We start from the raw sequence: 15,229 nt of genomic DNA, 5'->3' as shown, positions 1-15,229 counted from the left end.
GCCACTGAACTGCGGTGTTGTTCTTACTCCGCGGTAACCGCCTGCATGCTGGCGGTTTGGTCGGCGGGTCCGGTGGGCGGGTTAGCCGTCGCGTTACCAATAACGCCCCCGAGCGGGCACGGAATCGTTCGGCGGCTCATCCCGGGGCAGAAAGTGCGACCTCGAATATGGGACGCTCATCAGCGACCCAATCGACGAATGGAGACGAGCGCCGGTGACGATCCACGAGCCCGACAGGCTGCCCGGTGAGAACGCCGACCAAGCCGAGTCCGCTCTGGTGGATCGCCTGCTCGCCGGTGAGCCCTACGCCGTCGCCTTCGGCGGGCAGGGGGCGACGTCGTGGCTGGCCAATCTCGAGGAACTGGTCACTACAGCGGGGATCGAATCCGAGCTGCGTCAGCTCGTCGGCGAGGCCGAGCTCGTTCTCGAACCGATCGCCTCCGAACTCGTCGTCGTGCGGCCGATCGGTTTCGAGCCGATGCGCTGGGTGCGCGCGCTGGCCGCCGACGAACCGGTGCCCTCCGAGCACCAGCTGACCGCGACGGCGGTCTCGCTGCCCGGCATCCTGCTGACCCAGCTCGCCGCCATCCGGGCGCTGACCCGACAGGGTCTGGACTTCACCGCCGCCCCGCCGGTCGCGCTGGCCGGTCACTCCCAGGGAGTGCTGGGGGTGGCGGCGCTGCGCGCCGGCGGCAGCCGCGACGTCGATCTGCTGGTCCTCGCGCAACTGATCGGCGCCGCCGGTTCGCTGGTGGCGCGCCGCCGCGGCATCGTCGCCCTCGGCGATCGGTCGCCGATGATGTCGGTGACCAACGCCGACCCCGAGCGCATCGAGGCCCTGCTGGCGGAGTTCGCCCGCGACGTACGCACCGTGCTGCCCCCGGTGCTGTCCATCCGCAACCGCCGGCGTTCGGTGGTGATCACCGGGACCCCCGAGCAGTTGTCCCGGTTCCGGCTCTACTGCGAGCAGATCTCCGAGCGCGAAGCGGCCGAACGGAAGAACAAGATCCGCGGCGGCGCGGTCTTCAGCCCGGTGTTCGACCCGGTGGCCGTCGAGGTCGGGTTCCACACCCCGCGTCTGGCCGACGGCGTCGAGATCGTCGGACGGTGGGCGGCCGCGGTCGGTCTCGACGAGGATCTGGCCCGGACCATGACGGATGCCATTTTGGTCCGGCGCATCGACTGGGTGGACGCCGTCGGCGAGCTTGAACGAGCCGGTGCACGTTGGATCCTCGACCTCGGCCCGGGTGACGTCCTCACCCGGCTGACCGCTCCGGTCATCCGCGGCCTGGGGGTGGGCATCGTGCCCGCGGCCACCCGCGGCGGACAGCGCAACCTGTTCACCGTCGGCGCCGCCCCCGAGGTGGCCAGGCCGTGGTCGCAGTACGCCCCCACCGTGGTCCGACTGCCCGACGGTTCGCTGAAGCTGTCCACGAAGTTCACCAGACTCACCGGCCGCTCGCCGGTGCTGCTGGCCGGGATGACCCCGACGACCGTGGACGCCCGGATCGTCGCCGCCGCCACCAACGGCGGACACTGGGCCGAGCTGGCCGGCGGCGGTCAGGTGACCGAGGAGATCTTCGACCGGCGCATCACCGAACTGACTGCTCTGCTCGAACCCGGCCGCGCTGTCCAGTTCAACGCGTTGTTCCTCGACCCCTACCTGTGGAAGCTGCAGGTGGGCGGAAAGCGGTTGGTGCAGAAGGCGCGTGCGGCGGGTGCGCCCATCGACGGCGTGGTGATCAGCGCCGGGGTCCCCGAACTTGAGGAAGCCGTCGAACTGATCGACGAACTCGACCGCGCCGGCCTGGCGCACCTCTCGTTCAAGCCCGGGACCGTGGCGCAGATCCGCTCGGTGGTCCGCATCGCCGCCGAAGTTCCCACCCGCGACATCATCGTCCACATCGAGGGCGGTCGCGCGGGCGGCCACCACTCCTGGGAGGACCTCGACGACCTGCTGCTGAGCACCTACTCGGAGCTGCGGGCCCGGTCCAACATCACGATCTGCGTCGGCGGCGGCGTCGGCACACCCGAGCGCGCGGCCGACTACCTGACCGGCCGATGGTCGGTCCGCTACGGCTACCCGGTGATGCCGGTCGACGGGGTTCTGGTGGGCACCGCGGCGATGGCCTGTTTGGAGTCGACCACCTCGCCGTCGGTCAAACAGATGCTCGTCGACACCCGCGGCACCGACCAGTGGGTGGGAGCCGGAAAAGCCAGTGGGGGAATGGCATCCGGGCGCAGCCAGCTCGGCGCCGACATCCACGAGATCGACAATGCGGCGTCGCGCTGCGGTCGGCTTCTCGACGAGGTCGCCGGTGATGCGGAGGCTGTGCGGCAGCGCCGCGACGAGATCGTCGCTGCGATGGCGGCGACCGCCAAGCCCTATTTCGGCGACGTCGCCGACATGACCTACCTGCAATGGCTGCGCCGCTACGTCGAACTGGCGATCGGCCCCGCGGCGGATTCGGGCTCCCCGTGGCTGGACATCACCTGGCGGGACCGCTTCGCCGCGATGCTGCAACGCGCGGAGGCCCGCCTCGATGTGGCCGAGTCCGGCATGATCGCCACCGACTTCGACGCGACCTCCGAGGCGGGAGTGCGCCTGCTCGACGCACCCGAGTCGGCGATCGCCACCCTGCTGTCGCGTCGTCCGGACGCGGCGACCGTGCTGCTGCACCCCGCGGACGCCACGTTCTTCGTCGAACTGTGCAAGTCGCCGGGCAAGCCGGTCAACTTCGTGCCGGTGATCGACTCCGACGTGCGCCGCTGGTGGCGCAGCGACTCGCTGTGGCAGGCGCACGACGCGCGCTACACCGCCGACCAGGTGTGCATCATCCCCGGACCGGCCTCGGTGGGCGGGATCACCCGCCTCGACGAACCCGTCGCCGAACTGCTGGACCGGTTCGAGAAGGCGGCGGTGGACGCGATGCTCGAGATCGGCGCCGAGCCGCGACCGGTCGCCTCGCGTCTGCAGGTGCACACCGGCGTCGGCGGGCCGTTGGGGATCGTGCTGGATTCGCCGGACGTGCTGTGGGCGGGGCGCACCGAAACCAACCCGGTGCATCGGCTGGCGCCGGCCGCCCAGTGGCAGTTGACCGGGGCCACCAGCGCGACCAACCACGCCACCGGGGCGCGGCTGGAAGCGGTCGGCGACGACCGGGTGGTGCTCAGCGTCCCGCTGTCGGGGGCCTGGATCGACATCGCCTTCACACTGCCGGCGACTGTTGTCGACGGCGGCGCACCTGTGGTGGCCACGGCCGACGCCGCCGCCGCGATGCGCGCCGTGTTGGCCGTCGCGGCCGGGGCGGAACGACCCGATGCGCTGCCCGAACTGGTCAACGCCACCGCGACCGTCACGGTGGACTGGGATCCCGAACGGGTCGCCGACCACACCGGTGTCACCGCGACCTTCGGGGCTCCGCTGGCCCCGACCCTGCACACCGTGCCCGACGCTCTCGTCGGGCGCTGCTGGCCGGCGGTGTTCGCCGCGATCGGCGCCGCGGTCACCGACACCGGTTCTCCGGTCGTCGAAGGTCTTCTCAGCCTGGTGCACCTCGACCACGCGGTCCGATTGCTACGCCCGCTGCCGACGCATCCGACCCGGCTGGTCGTGACCGCCACACCGTCGACGGCCGTCGACACCGAGGTCGGCCGGGTGGTGCCGGTCACCGTCAACGTCAGCGACGACGCCGGAGCGGTGCTTGCCGTGCTGGAAGAGCGGTTCGCCGTGCGCGGCCGGACCGGCCCGGTGAAACTGACCGACCCGGTGCGCGCCGGGGGAGCGGTGCTCGACGCCACCGAAACCCCGCGGCGGCGCCGCCGCGAGGTCACCGTCAGCGCGCCGGTCGACATGCGGCCCTTCGCCGCGGTCTCCGGTGACCACAACCCGATCCACACCGACACGACCGCGGCGCTGCTGGCCGGGCTGGAATCGCCCATCGTGCACGGCATGTGGCTGTCGGCGGCCGCTCAGCACGCCGTGACCGCGACCGACGGCAAGCCGGCCCCGCCCGGTCGGCTGATCGGCTGGACGGCCCGCTTCCTGGGCATGGTCAGGCCCGGCGACGAAGTCGACTTCCGCGTCGAGCGGGTGGGCATCGACTGCGGTGCAGAGGTGGTGGAGGTCGCGGCCCGCGCCCGCGGGGAACTGGTCATGTCGGCCACCGCGCGGCTGGCCGCACCCAAGACCGTGTACGCGTTTCCCGGCCAAGGCATCCAGCACAAGGGCATGGGCATGGAGGTGCGGGGCCGTTCCAAGGCGGCCCGCAAGGTGTGGGACCGGGCTGACCGGTTCACCCGCGACGCTCTGGGTTTCTCCGTCCTGCACGTCGTGCGCGACAACCCGACCACGCTGATCGCCGGCAGCGTGCACTACCAGCACCCCGAGGGGGTGCTCTATCTGACCCAGTTCACCCAGGTCGCCATGGCGACGGTGGCGGCGGCGCAGGTCGCCGAGATGCGCGAGCGGGGGGCCTTCGTTGACGACGCGATCGCCTGCGGTCACTCGGTCGGCGAGTACACCGCGCTGGCCTGCGTCACCGGCGTCTACGAACTCGAAGCCCTGCTGGAGGTGGTCTTCCACCGCGGCAGCAAGATGCACGACATCGTCCCGCGCGACGAGCAGGGCCGGTCCAACTACCGGCTCGCCGCGATCCGGCCGTCCCAGATCGATCTCGACGACGCCGACGTGAAGGACTTCGTGGCCGAGATCGCCTCGCGCAGCGGGGAATTCCTGCAGATCGTCAACTACAACCTGCGCGGCTCGCAGTACGCGATCGCCGGGACGATTCGCGGCCTGCAGGCACTCGAGAACGAGATCGAGAAGCGCCGGGAGGTCACCGGCGGTAAGCGCGCCTACATCCAGGTGCCCGGTATCGACGTGCCGTTCCACTCCGACGTGCTGCGGGTGGGCGTCGATGAGTTCCGCCGCGCACTGGACCGCATCATCCCGCAGGACAGCGACGCCGCCATCCTGATCGGCCGCTACATCCCGAATCTGGTGCCCCGGCTGTTCAGCCTGGACCGCGACTTCATCCAGGAGATCCGCGACCTGGTGCCCGCCGAACCGCTCGACGAGATCCTCGCCGACTACGACACCTGGATCGCCGAGCGCCCGGTGGAGCTGGGCCGTCGCGTGATCATCGAACTGCTGGCCTGGCAGTTCGCCAGCCCGGTGCGCTGGATCGAGACCCAGGATCTGTTGTTCATCGAGGAAGCCGCCGGAGGCCTCGGCGTGGAGCGGTTCGTCGAGATCGGAGTGCGAAGCGCGCCGACCGTGGCGGGCCTGGCCGCCAATACCCTCAAACTTCCCGAATACGCCTACAGCACAGTCGAAGTGCTCAACATCGAGCGCGATGCCGAGGTGCTGTTCGCCACCGACAGCGACCCCGAACCCGAATTCGAGCCCGAGTCCGAGCCCGAGTCCGAGCCCGAGTCCGCCGGTGCGCCTCCGGAGGCACCCCCCGCCGTACCGACTGCCGCGCCCGCACCCGCCGGTGCGCCCCGGCCGGACGACATCGTCTTCGACGCTGCCGACGCCACCTGCGCGCTCATCGCGCTGTCGGCGAAGATGCGGCTGGACCAGATCGAGGCGCAGGACTCGGTCGAGTCCATCACCGACGGAGCCTCCTCGCGCCGCAACCAGTTGCTGGTCGACGTCGGCACCGAGCTCAACCTCGGTGCCATCGACGGCGCCGCCGACGCCGACCTGTCGACGCTGCGCGCTCAGGTCAGCAAGCTCGCGCGCACCTACAAACCGTTCGGGCCGGTGCTCTCCGACGCGGTCAACGATCAGCTGCGCAACGTGCTCGGGCCCTCGGGCCGCCGGCCGGCCGCGGTGGCCGAACGCGTCCGCAAGACCTGGGAGCTCGGCGAGGGCTGGGTCCCACACGTCACCGTGGAACTGGCGCTGGGCACCCGTGAAGGCACCAGCGTCCGGGGCGGCCCCCTGGGCGGCCTGTGCGAGGGCGCCCTTGCCGATGCGGCTGCCGTCGACGCCGCCGTCGACGCCGCGGTGGCCGCGGTCGCCGCCCGGCACGGCGTCGCGGTGTCGCTGCCGTCGGCGGGCGGGCCGGCCGCGGGCGCGGTCGACTCGGCCGCGCTGAGCGAATTCGCCGAGACGCTGACCGGCCGCGACGGCGTGCTGGCCGCGGCGGCCCGGCTGGTGCTGGACCGCCTCGGCCTCGATGAGGCGGTCAGCGCAGCCCAGACCGGCTCGGAGCGGGAGTTGGTCGATCTGGTGACCAACGAGCTGGGCCCGGACTGGCCGCGTCTGGTCGCGCCGTCGTTCGACGCCCGCAAGGCGGTGCTGCTCGACGACCGCTGGGCCAGCGCCCGGGAGGATCTGGTCAGGCTGTGGCTTGCCGACGAGCAGCACATCGACGACGACTGGCAGCGGCTCTCCGAGCGCTTCGAGGGCGCCGGGCACACCGTGGCCACCCAGGCCGACTGGTGGCGGGCACGCGCCCTGGCCGAGGGGCGCCTCGTGCACGCGACGCTCTACGCGCGGATCGCCGCCGGCGCGGAGAACCCGGACACCGGCCGCTACGGCGACGAGGTCGCCGTCGTCACCGGTGCGTCGCAGGGATCCATCGCCGCCGACGTGGTGGCCCGATTGCTCGACGGTGGCGCCACCGTAATCGCCACCACCTCCCGACTCGACGACGAGCGGCTGGACTTCTACAAGACGCTCTACCGCGACCACGCCCGGTTCGGCGCGGCGCTGTGGGTGCTGCCGGCCAACCTGGCCTCCTATGCCGACATCGACGCGCTGGTCGCCTGGGTCGGCAACGACCAGACCGAGAACCTCGGGCCGCAGTCCGTTCACGTCAAGGACGCCCAGACCCCCACGCTGCTGTTCCCGTTCGCCGCGCCGCGGGTGGCCGGTGACCTCTCCGAGGCGGGTTCGCGCTCGGAGCTGGAGATGAAGGTGCTGCTGTGGGCCGTCGAGCGGCTGATCGGCGGCCTGTCGTCGGTGGGTGCCGAACGTGACATCGCGGCGCGGCTGCACGTCGTGCTGCCCGGCTCACCCAACCGCGGCATGTTCGGCGGGGACGGAGCCTACGGCGAGTCGAAGTCCGCCCTGGACGCCGTGGTCAGCCGCTGGGGTGCGGAATCCTCCTGGGCCCAGCGGGTGACCCTGGCCCACGCCCTGATCGGCTGGACCCGCGGCACCGGCCTGATGGGCCACAACGACGCGGTCGTCGACGCCGTCGAAGCCGCCGGGGTGCGGACCTACAGCACCGCCGAGATGGCCGAGATGCTGCTGCAGCTGTGCACCCCGGACGCGCGGGTCGCGGCGGCGGCCGCGCCGCTGCGGGCCGACCTCACCGGCGGGCTGGGCGACGCCGACCTCGACCTCGCCGAGTTGGCCGCGCACGCGCGCGCGGAGTCCGCCGGGGCGTCCGCCGACACCGACTCCGGCGCAACGGAATCCGGCACGATCGCCGCCCTGCCGTCACCCCCGCGCGGGCAGCGGGGCGCCCCGCCGCCGGTGTGGCCCGACCTCGACGTCGACCCGGCCGAGTTGGTGGTGATCGTCGGCGCGGCCGAGCTGGGGCCCTACGGCTCCTCGCGCACCCGCTTCGAGATGGAAGTCGACAACCAGCTTTCCGCCGCCGGGGTTCTGGAACTGGCCTGGACCACCGGGCTGGTCCGGTGGGAGGACGATCCCAAGCCGGGCTGGTACGACACGGCCGGCGGTGACCTCGTCGAGGAGTCCGACCTCATCGAGCGCTATCACGACGCCGTCGTGCAGCGCTGCGGCATCCGCGAATTCGTCGACGACGGCGCCATCGACGCCGATCACGCGGCGCCGTTGCTGGTCAGCGTCTTCCTCGAGCGTGACTTCTCCTTCACCGTGTCCTCGGAGGCCGAGGCGCGCGCGTTCGAGAGCTTCGATCCCGAGCACACCGTGGTGCGCCCGGTGGCCGGCGCGGGCGACTGGGAGGTGATCCGCAAGGCGGGCACCGAGATTCGGGTGCCGCGCAAGAAGAAGCTGACCCGGACCGTCGGCGCGCAGATCCCCACCGGATTCGACCCGACCGTCTGGGGCATCAGCGCCGACATGGCGGACTCGATCGACCGGGTGGCGGTGTGGAACATCGTCGCCACCGTCGACGCCTTCCTGTCCTCCGGCTTCACCCCCGCCGAGGTGATGCGCTGGGTCCACCCCGGCCTGGTCGCCAGCACCCAGGGCACCGGCATGGGCGGCATGACGAGCATGCAGAAGATGTTCCACAGCAACCTGCTGGGCACCGCCAAGCCCAACGACATCCTGCAGGAGGTGCTGCCCAACGTCGTCGCCGCCCACGTCATGCAGTCCTACGTGGGTGGCTACGGCGCGATGATCCATCCGGTCGGCGCCTGCGCGACGGCGGCGGTCTCGGTGGAGGAGGCCGTCGACAAGATTTTGCTCGGCAAGGCCGAACTGGTGGTCGCCGGCGGATTCGACGACCTGACACAGGAGGCGGTGATCGGCTTCGGCGACATGGCCGCCACCGCCGACACCGAGATGATGCGGGCGCGGGGTATCAGTGACGCCCGGTTGTCCCGCGCCAACGACCGCCGCCGGCTGGGCTTCGTCGAAGCCGAGGGCGGCGGAACCCTCCTGCTCGCCCGGGGCGATCTCGCGCTGAAGATGGGCCTGCCGGTGCTGGCGGTGGTCGCCTACGCGCAGAGCTTCGGCGACGGCGTGCACACCTCGATTCCAGCACCCGGTCTCGGTGCGCTCTCCGCAGGGCGCGGCGGGAGCCATTCGGGGCTGGCCCGCTCGCTGTCGCGGCTCGGGGTGCGCCCCGACGACGTCGCGGTGGTGTCCAAGCACGACACGTCGACACTGGCCAACGACCCCAACGAGACCGAACTGCACGAGCGCCTGGCCGATGCGCTGGGCCGCTCGGCCGGCGCCCCGTTGTTCGTCGTCTCGCAGAAGAGCCTGACCGGTCACGCCAAGGGCGGCGCCGCGGTCTTCCAGATGGCCGGGTTGTGCCAGATCCTGCGTGACGGCGTCATCCCGCCCAATCGCAGCCTGGACTGTGTGGACGACGAGATGGCCGTGGCGGCTCACCTGGTCTGGCCGCGCGAGACCCTGCACCTGGACGGTCGTTTCCCGATCAAGGCCGGGCTGGTCACCAGCCTCGGCTTCGGGCACGTCTCGGGCTTGATCGCACTCGTTCATCCCGAAGCGTTCCTCGCCGCGCTGAAACCCGAGGAGCGCGCGGACTACCGCCGCCGGGCCGGAGAGCGGGCGCTGGCCGGCCAGCGTCGGTTGGCCGCCGCGATCGCCGGCGGTCCGCCGATGTACGAACGCCCCCCGGGCCGGCGTTTCGACCGCGACGAACCGGAGAAGAGTCAGGAGGCGGGCATGCTGCTCGACCCGGGCTCCCGGCTGGGTGCTGACGGCACCTACCGTCGCACCGACATCGGCTAGGGTCGCGGGGTGGCGATCGTGGGCGTGGGCATCGACCTGGTGTCCATCCCCACCTTCGCCGAGCAGGTCGACCAGCCCGGCACGGTGTTCGCCGAGACGTTCACCCCCGGTGAGCGGCGCGACGCGGCGGACAAGAGTTCCCTGGCGGCCCGGCACCTGGCCGCGCGCTGGGCCGCCAAGGAGGCCGTCGTCAAGGCCTGGTCGAGTTCGCGTTTCGCGCAGCGTCCGGTGCTGCCCGAGGGCGTCTACCGCGACATCGAGGTGATCACCGACATGTGGGGTCGCCCCAAAGTCCGGCTGACCGGGGCGATCGCCGAGCACCTGGCCGACGTCGTCATCCACGTGTCGCTGACCCACGAGGGCGACACCGCCGCCGCCGTCGCCATCCTCGAGTCGCCTTAACCCGCGAGCAGACACAAAAGGTCCCGTAATCTCGGCGTGTTGGGGACTTTTGTGTCTGCTCGCGCGAGAGGGAAACCGCGGTGACTGATCTGATCCAGAGCGTGCGTGGGGTACTGCCTGCGGTGCGCCGCGACCTCGAGGATCTGGTGCGCATCGAATCGGTGTGGTCGGACCCGGCCCGGCGGGGCGAGGTGCACCGCAGCGCGGACGCAGTCGCCGGACTGCTGCGTGACGCCGGGTTCGCCACGGTCGAGATCGTCGCCGAGGGCGGCGCCCCGGCGGTCATCGCCCGACACCCGGCCCCGCCCGGCGCGCCGACGGTGCTGCTCTACGCCCATCACGACGTGCAACCCGAAGGCGATGCCGCGCAGTGGGATTCACCGCCGTTCGAACCGACTCAGCGCGCGGACCGGCTGTACGGCCGGGGTACCGCCGACGACAAGGCGGGCATCGCCACGCATCTGGCCGCGTTTCGCGCCCACGGCGGCAATCCGCCGGTGGGGGTGACGGTGTTCGTCGAGGGTGAGGAGGAGAGTGGATCGCCGTCGCTGGGCCGGTTGCTGGCAGCCCATCGGGACAAGCTGGCCGCCGACGTCATCGTCATCGCCGACTCCGACAACTGGACGGTCGACATCCCCGCGCTGACCGTGTCGCTGCGCGGGCTGGCCGACTGTGTCGTGGAGGTCGCCACCCTCGATCACGGCTTGCATTCCGGGATGTGGGGCGGCGCGGTGCCCGACGCGCTCACGGCGCTGGTGCGGCTGCTGTCCACGTTGCACGACGAGGACGGCAACGTCGCCGTGGCTGGACTGCACCAGAGCGCCGTCGCCGAGGTGGACCGCGATTCCGACTGGGTGCGCGCCGAGTCCGGACTGCTCGACGGGGTCGGCGAAATCGGTTCGGGCACCGCGGCCCAGCGGCTGTGGGGTAAACCCGCGATCACCGTCATCGGCATCGACACCACTGCCGTTGCGGCCGCCTCCAACACGCTCATCCCGCGCGCTCGCGCGAAGGTGAGCCTGCGCGTCGCGCCGGGCGGGGATGCGACCGACCATCTCGACAAGCTCTGCCGTCATCTCGAACAACACGCGCCGTGGGGCGCGCAGGTGACGGTGACGCCGGGCGAGGCGGGCCAGCCCTACGTCATCGACGCCACCGGGCCGGTCTACGACGCCGCCCGTGAGGCCTTCCGGCAGGCCTGGGGAACCGACGCGGTCGACATGGGGATGGGGGGATCGATCCCCTTCATCGCCGAGTTCGCCTCGGCATTTCCGAACGCGACGATCCTGGTGACCGGCGTGGAGGATCCCGCAACGCAGGCGCACAGCATCAACGAGAGCCTGCACCTGGGCGTGCTGGAACGCGCCGCCGCCGCCGAGGCGCTGCTGCTGGCCAAACTCGCCGAGGGTTAGACCGACAGCTGGCCGCGCAGCTTGGCGACGTGACCGGTGGCCTTGACGTTGTACTGGGCGACCGCGACCTTGCCCTTCTCGTCGATGAGGAAGGTCGACCGGATCACGCCCTGCACGGTCTTGCCGTACATCTTCTTCTCACCGAACGCGCCCCAGGCGCTGAGCACCGTGCGGTCGGGGTCGGAGAGCAGCGGGAAGGTCAGTTTCTCGGCGTCGCGGAACTTGGCCAGCTTCTCCGGCTTGTCCGGGGAGATGCCGACGACGGCGATGCCGGCGCCGTTGAGTTGCGCGAGGCTGTCGCGGAAGTCGCAGGCCTCCTTGGTGCAGCCCGGGGTCAGCGCGGCCGGATAGAAGTAGACGATGACCTTGCGGCCCTTGAAGTCGACGAGCTTCACGGTGTTGCCGTCAGCGTCGGGCAGGCTGAACGCCGGCGCCTTGTCGCCCACCTCGAGTCGTGTTTCTGGCACCTTCTGTCCCTTCGTCGGCCGCAGCACCGTCTAGGGTAATGCCGCAGTGCGGGATCAGGCAGGGCGGAAGTGAGGGCGACGTGGCGGACCGGGATCCGGAGATCATCAAGCAGGAGATCGCCGACGCGCGCGACCAGCTTGCGCTGACCGTCGACTCGCTGGCCGAGCGTGCCAACCCGCAGCGCCTGGCCGACGACGTCAAATCCGCGGTGCTGCGTTTCCTGAAGAAACCCGCGGTGGCCGCGACGTTGCTCGGCCTGGGGACGGTGACCGTGGTGATCGTGGTACGCGGAATCCGAAACCGCTGAATCAGCGGCTCACGCGGTCGCCCAGCGAGGGGCGCGGGGGATTGGCCTGCCGCCCCAGTCGGTTGCAGCTGAACACCGCGACCAGACGCGAATCCGGATCGGGCGACGGGGCTGCGTCGCCGTACTGGCCGGAGGTCATGGCGTCCCCCCTCTGAATTTGCTGGACGTGCCTATGAGCAGGGTCTGACGATACCACAGATCGCCGGAAAAGATTTGCTGGCGCGGGGTATCCGTCGCCCTCAGTTCGGCTGACCCGTCGTCCGCCGCCGCCGCGGGATGCGTTCGGTAACGGCGGCCAGCGAGTTGACCATCCTGTTGAGAGTGTCGACGGCGGACTGCAGGGTTTCGGCGGTGGGCGTCAACTTCTCCACCGCGGGCTGCAACCGACTGAGAATCTCAGCCGTTTCGGTGAGTTGATCGAGCGGCCCGTTTTTGGCCGTCAGCTTGTCGATAATGCCGTCCTCGACGAACACCCGCTCGATGACACCGTCCTCGGCGAATATCCGCTCCAACGGCCCGTCCTCGTCGAGCAAGCGGTCGATGAGCCCGCCGGGCGCCAGAATCCGCTCCAGAGAACTGCCCTCAACGGACACCCGATCCAGCAGACCACCGGGCGCGGTCAACATGTCCATCACTCCGCCCGGACGGGTGAGCTTGTCCGCCGGCCCGCCCCGGGCCAGCACGCGGCCCAGCGCCCGGTCGGGCTCGGTCAACTCCGCAACCCGGTTGGCGCCGATGATCGCCCCGCGCAGCGGGAGTATCTCGGTGAGCGGGTCCACTGTCTGGCCCTCGACCGTCCGCGGACCGTCCTCGCCCAACGACTGCTTGATGACCCCGAGAGCCAGGGCGCCGACCGCGAGTCCGGTGTCGGCCGCCACCAGGCCGACCCGGATGGGGGCCAGTGCCGCGCCGGCGATGAACTTCCCGATGTCCACGCCGATGAGTGTATGGCCCGGCTGTCCTCTGCGTGCCGGGTCCGTCGGGGCCGGAACAGGTGGCGCGAACGCCTACCCGAGCACGTTGACGGCGCGGGCGATGACCAGGGCGAGAGTGGAGATGGCGACCGTGGCCTGCAGTGCCATCAACGTCTTGACGCGGCGCGTCATGGGCATGGCATCGGTGGGGGAGAAGGCGACCACGTTGGTGAAGCTGACATAGAGGTAATCGAGGAAGCGCGGAGACCAGCCCGGCGGGGCGAGGTGGGGGTTCTCGGTCTGGGGGAACATGAAATCGGGATAGCGCACCTCGTCCTGCTCGACCAGTCCGGCACGGGCGAACGGGCCGCCGCGGTCGATGTTCCAGTACCAGATTCCGAAGGCGATGACGTTGGTCAGGAAGATCGCGCTGCCGCTGCCCAGCAGGACGGCCGGGTTGTTACTGACCAGACCGCTCAGGATGGCGCGGTCGAGCACCACGGCTGAAGCGACGTTGTCGAGAGTGATCGCTGCCAGCAGGATCTTCGTGGCGGCCCGCTCCACCTGCGTCGAGCGGGTCAGGTGGGTGGGGTTGATCATGACCAGCACAACCACCAGCAGGGCCTCAAGGGTGATCAGCGGCCAGCGGGGCACCACCGTGTGCTGGCGGGGAACCGCCAACTGCAACGCCATGGCGGTGACCAAGGCGATCAGGACCGGCCAGCGGTTCTCCGGGTCACCGGGGCGCAGCCAGGCCGGCAGCCGCTCGTAGCCGTGTTCGAAGCGCCCTCCGGGCAGGCGTTGTCCGCCGACGTGCGGTGCGGATTCGCCGTCCATGGGGTGATTATCCCGTTGCGGTGCGCCGTCAGGGTTTCGAACAACGAACCCGCTGAAAGAGTTCTGCGTCAGTCCTGCGATAAACTACCTGCGGGCGCTTCACGGCTGGGTCCGTTTCCGATGAAGACCCCCGTCGGGCCGGCAGTGGCTCTCGGTTGCTCGCGTCCGCCTGCCCCTTTCGCATCCGCAAGGAACAATCGTGCAGATACTGCTCCCCGACGAAGTTCAGCCGGTCGTGGCCGGGCTGCTCGGCGGTATTTCGATCAGCAGCGGTCCGAGCGCTGAGCAGATGATCGTCCTGCAGTCCATCACCAGGGACCTCTGGGGTCGCGACGACATTGACGTCCAGAATCTGGTGCCACTGTCGGCACAGGGGGTGGCAAAGAGGCTGCAGCGGCCCGAGGCACGGCTGCGCTTCGCCGAGATGATGATGACGCTCGAACTCTGCCGCCACCCTATGTCGCTCGAACAGGCCGACCTGGCTGAGAAGTACGTCTCAGCCATGCAGGTCGACAACATTGAAATCGAGACCACTCGCACCGCAATTATCAAGGGCGCGGAGGCCGCAGCCACAGATCTCGAACGCTGCTATCAGCAGATCCTGCCGGAGATTTCTGAGCTGTCGCTGCGGGACCGGTATCTACGTCTCGACGAGCCCGACCACGCTCTCGCCGAACGGCTGAAGGTGTTGCACGACCTGCCCGAGGACACGCTGGGCTATCAGTATCTCGAATTCTACCGTCGCAACAATATCGAGCTGCCCGGCGATGACACCCACCTGCCCGCGCACTACGTCAATCACGACATGAACCATGTCATCACCGGCTACGAGCCGACCGCACCCGGGGAGATCGCCAGATCAGGATTCCTTCTGGCCACCAACGACTCTCGCCATAACTGGCTTGAGTTCCTGCTGACCATGTCGATCCATGAGTCCGGCGTCCTCAATCACGGCGACATCCGGGCCAAGGTAGCCACCCTGGACCGTGCGGGAGTCCCGGAATTCCTCGGCGAGGGTCTCGCGCGGGGTTCGAAATGCACGGCCGACCTCAGCCAGGTGGATCACTTGTCGATTGCGCACCTGCCCCTCGAACAGGTGCGCGAGCAGTTCTCGGTGGTGCCACTGAAGTCTCCGCAAGACCCGCCGGTCTAGCCCAGGGCGGCCCGCCAGTGGACGACGACCTTCAGACCCACCCGTGGTGGCCTGCCGCGCTGCGTTGACGTCGCTATGGCGATGCAGCCAAAGTGCCCGGCGCCTGAGCGATGGGCGTCGGTGAGATTCCGGAGATCGCCCGCTGGGTGCTGCAGCGCAGGAGTCCGCGCCGGGCAGAGCATGACCGTCATCCTGGTGACCCGCGACGGCCTGCGAACGGAAGCGATACCGCAGACCACCTGAGGATTCTCGGCGAAATGCTCTGCTCCGCCACACGGATCTCCCTCATTAACCGGAGTGTCG

At 70.0% G+C, this 15,229-nt stretch carries 9 protein-coding genes; 5 read left to right on the top strand and 4 right to left on the bottom strand.

Going from position 1 to position 15,229, the window contains the following annotated elements; translation table 11 throughout:
• Positions 1-214: 214 nt before the first annotated feature.
• From ACKOB8_RS01080 to ACKOB8_RS01070, 3 genes are all read left to right on the top strand, one after another.
• Positions 215-9,433, top strand: a complete 9,219-nt coding sequence (locus ACKOB8_RS01080; RefSeq protein WP_526374751.1) for a fatty acid synthase subunit beta domain-containing protein — start codon at positions 215-217, stop codon at positions 9,431-9,433.
• Positions 9,434-9,442: 9 nt separating this feature from the next.
• Positions 9,443-9,835: a holo-ACP synthase AcpS gene (gene acpS / locus ACKOB8_RS01075; protein WP_526374749.1), complete on the top strand. Its 393-nt coding sequence runs from the start codon at positions 9,443-9,445 to the stop codon at positions 9,833-9,835.
• 80 nt (positions 9,836-9,915) lie between these two features.
• Positions 9,916-11,247: a dipeptidase gene (locus ACKOB8_RS01070; RefSeq protein WP_526374747.1), complete on the top strand. Its 1,332-nt coding sequence runs from the start codon at positions 9,916-9,918 to the stop codon at positions 11,245-11,247.
• Here ACKOB8_RS01070 and bcp read toward each other — a convergent pair.
• Positions 11,244-11,714: a thioredoxin-dependent thiol peroxidase gene (gene bcp / locus ACKOB8_RS01065; protein ID WP_526374746.1), complete on the bottom strand. Its 471-nt coding sequence runs from the start codon at positions 11,712-11,714 to the stop codon at positions 11,244-11,246. The two genes, ACKOB8_RS01070 and bcp, sit on opposite strands and share 4 nt — an antisense overlap.
• 80 nt (positions 11,715-11,794) lie before the next feature.
• Here bcp and ACKOB8_RS01060 point away from each other — a divergent pair, with 80 nt between their 5' ends.
• Positions 11,795-12,022 carry a DUF3618 domain-containing protein gene (locus ACKOB8_RS01060; protein ID WP_526374744.1) on the top strand — a complete coding sequence of 76 codons (228 nt, stop codon included), beginning with the start codon at positions 11,795-11,797 and terminating at the stop codon, positions 12,020-12,022.
• A 1-nt stretch (position 12,023) separates the two neighbouring features.
• Here the strand turns inward: ACKOB8_RS01060 and ACKOB8_RS01055 are convergent, their stop codons facing one another.
• The 3 genes from ACKOB8_RS01055 to ACKOB8_RS01045 all read right to left on the bottom strand — a co-directional run bounded on the left by ACKOB8_RS01055 (position 12,024) and on the right by ACKOB8_RS01045 (position 13,773).
• Complete coding sequence (locus ACKOB8_RS01055; protein ID WP_526374742.1) at positions 12,024-12,161, bottom strand: hypothetical protein; 138 nt, start codon at positions 12,159-12,161, stop codon at positions 12,024-12,026.
• Positions 12,162-12,261: 100 nt separating this feature from the next.
• Positions 12,262-12,957, bottom strand: a complete 696-nt coding sequence (locus ACKOB8_RS01050; protein ID WP_526374740.1) for a hypothetical protein — start codon at positions 12,955-12,957, stop codon at positions 12,262-12,264.
• A 72-nt stretch (positions 12,958-13,029) separates the two neighbouring features.
• On the bottom strand, positions 13,030-13,773 hold the full coding sequence (locus tag ACKOB8_RS01045) for a hypothetical protein (RefSeq protein WP_526374738.1): 744 nt from the start codon (positions 13,771-13,773) through the stop codon (positions 13,030-13,032).
• A gap of 199 nt (positions 13,774-13,972) precedes the next feature.
• Between ACKOB8_RS01045 and ACKOB8_RS01040 the strand changes: the two genes are divergently transcribed.
• Positions 13,973-14,926, top strand: a complete 954-nt coding sequence (locus ACKOB8_RS01040; RefSeq protein WP_526374736.1) for a hypothetical protein — start codon at positions 13,973-13,975, stop codon at positions 14,924-14,926.
• The last annotated feature ends 303 nt before the right edge of the window (positions 14,927-15,229 follow it).

Source organism: Mycobacterium sp., assembly GCF_046091765.1.
Lineage (GTDB): Bacteria > Actinomycetota > Actinomycetes > Mycobacteriales > Mycobacteriaceae > Mycobacterium.
The sequence above is the reverse complement of the archived record's forward strand: the minus strand, read 5'-3'. Positions and strand labels throughout refer to the sequence as shown.

Bases quoted from the DNA above. Each gene is read 5' to 3' on its own strand.
- ACKOB8_RS01045 (WP_526374738.1), bottom strand. From the start codon at position 13,773: ATGGACGGCGAATCCGCACCGCACGTCGGCGGACAACGCCTGCCCGGA.
- ACKOB8_RS01055 (WP_526374742.1), bottom strand. From the start codon at position 12,161: ATGACCTCCGGCCAGTACGGCGACGCAGCCCCGTCGCCCGATCCGGAT.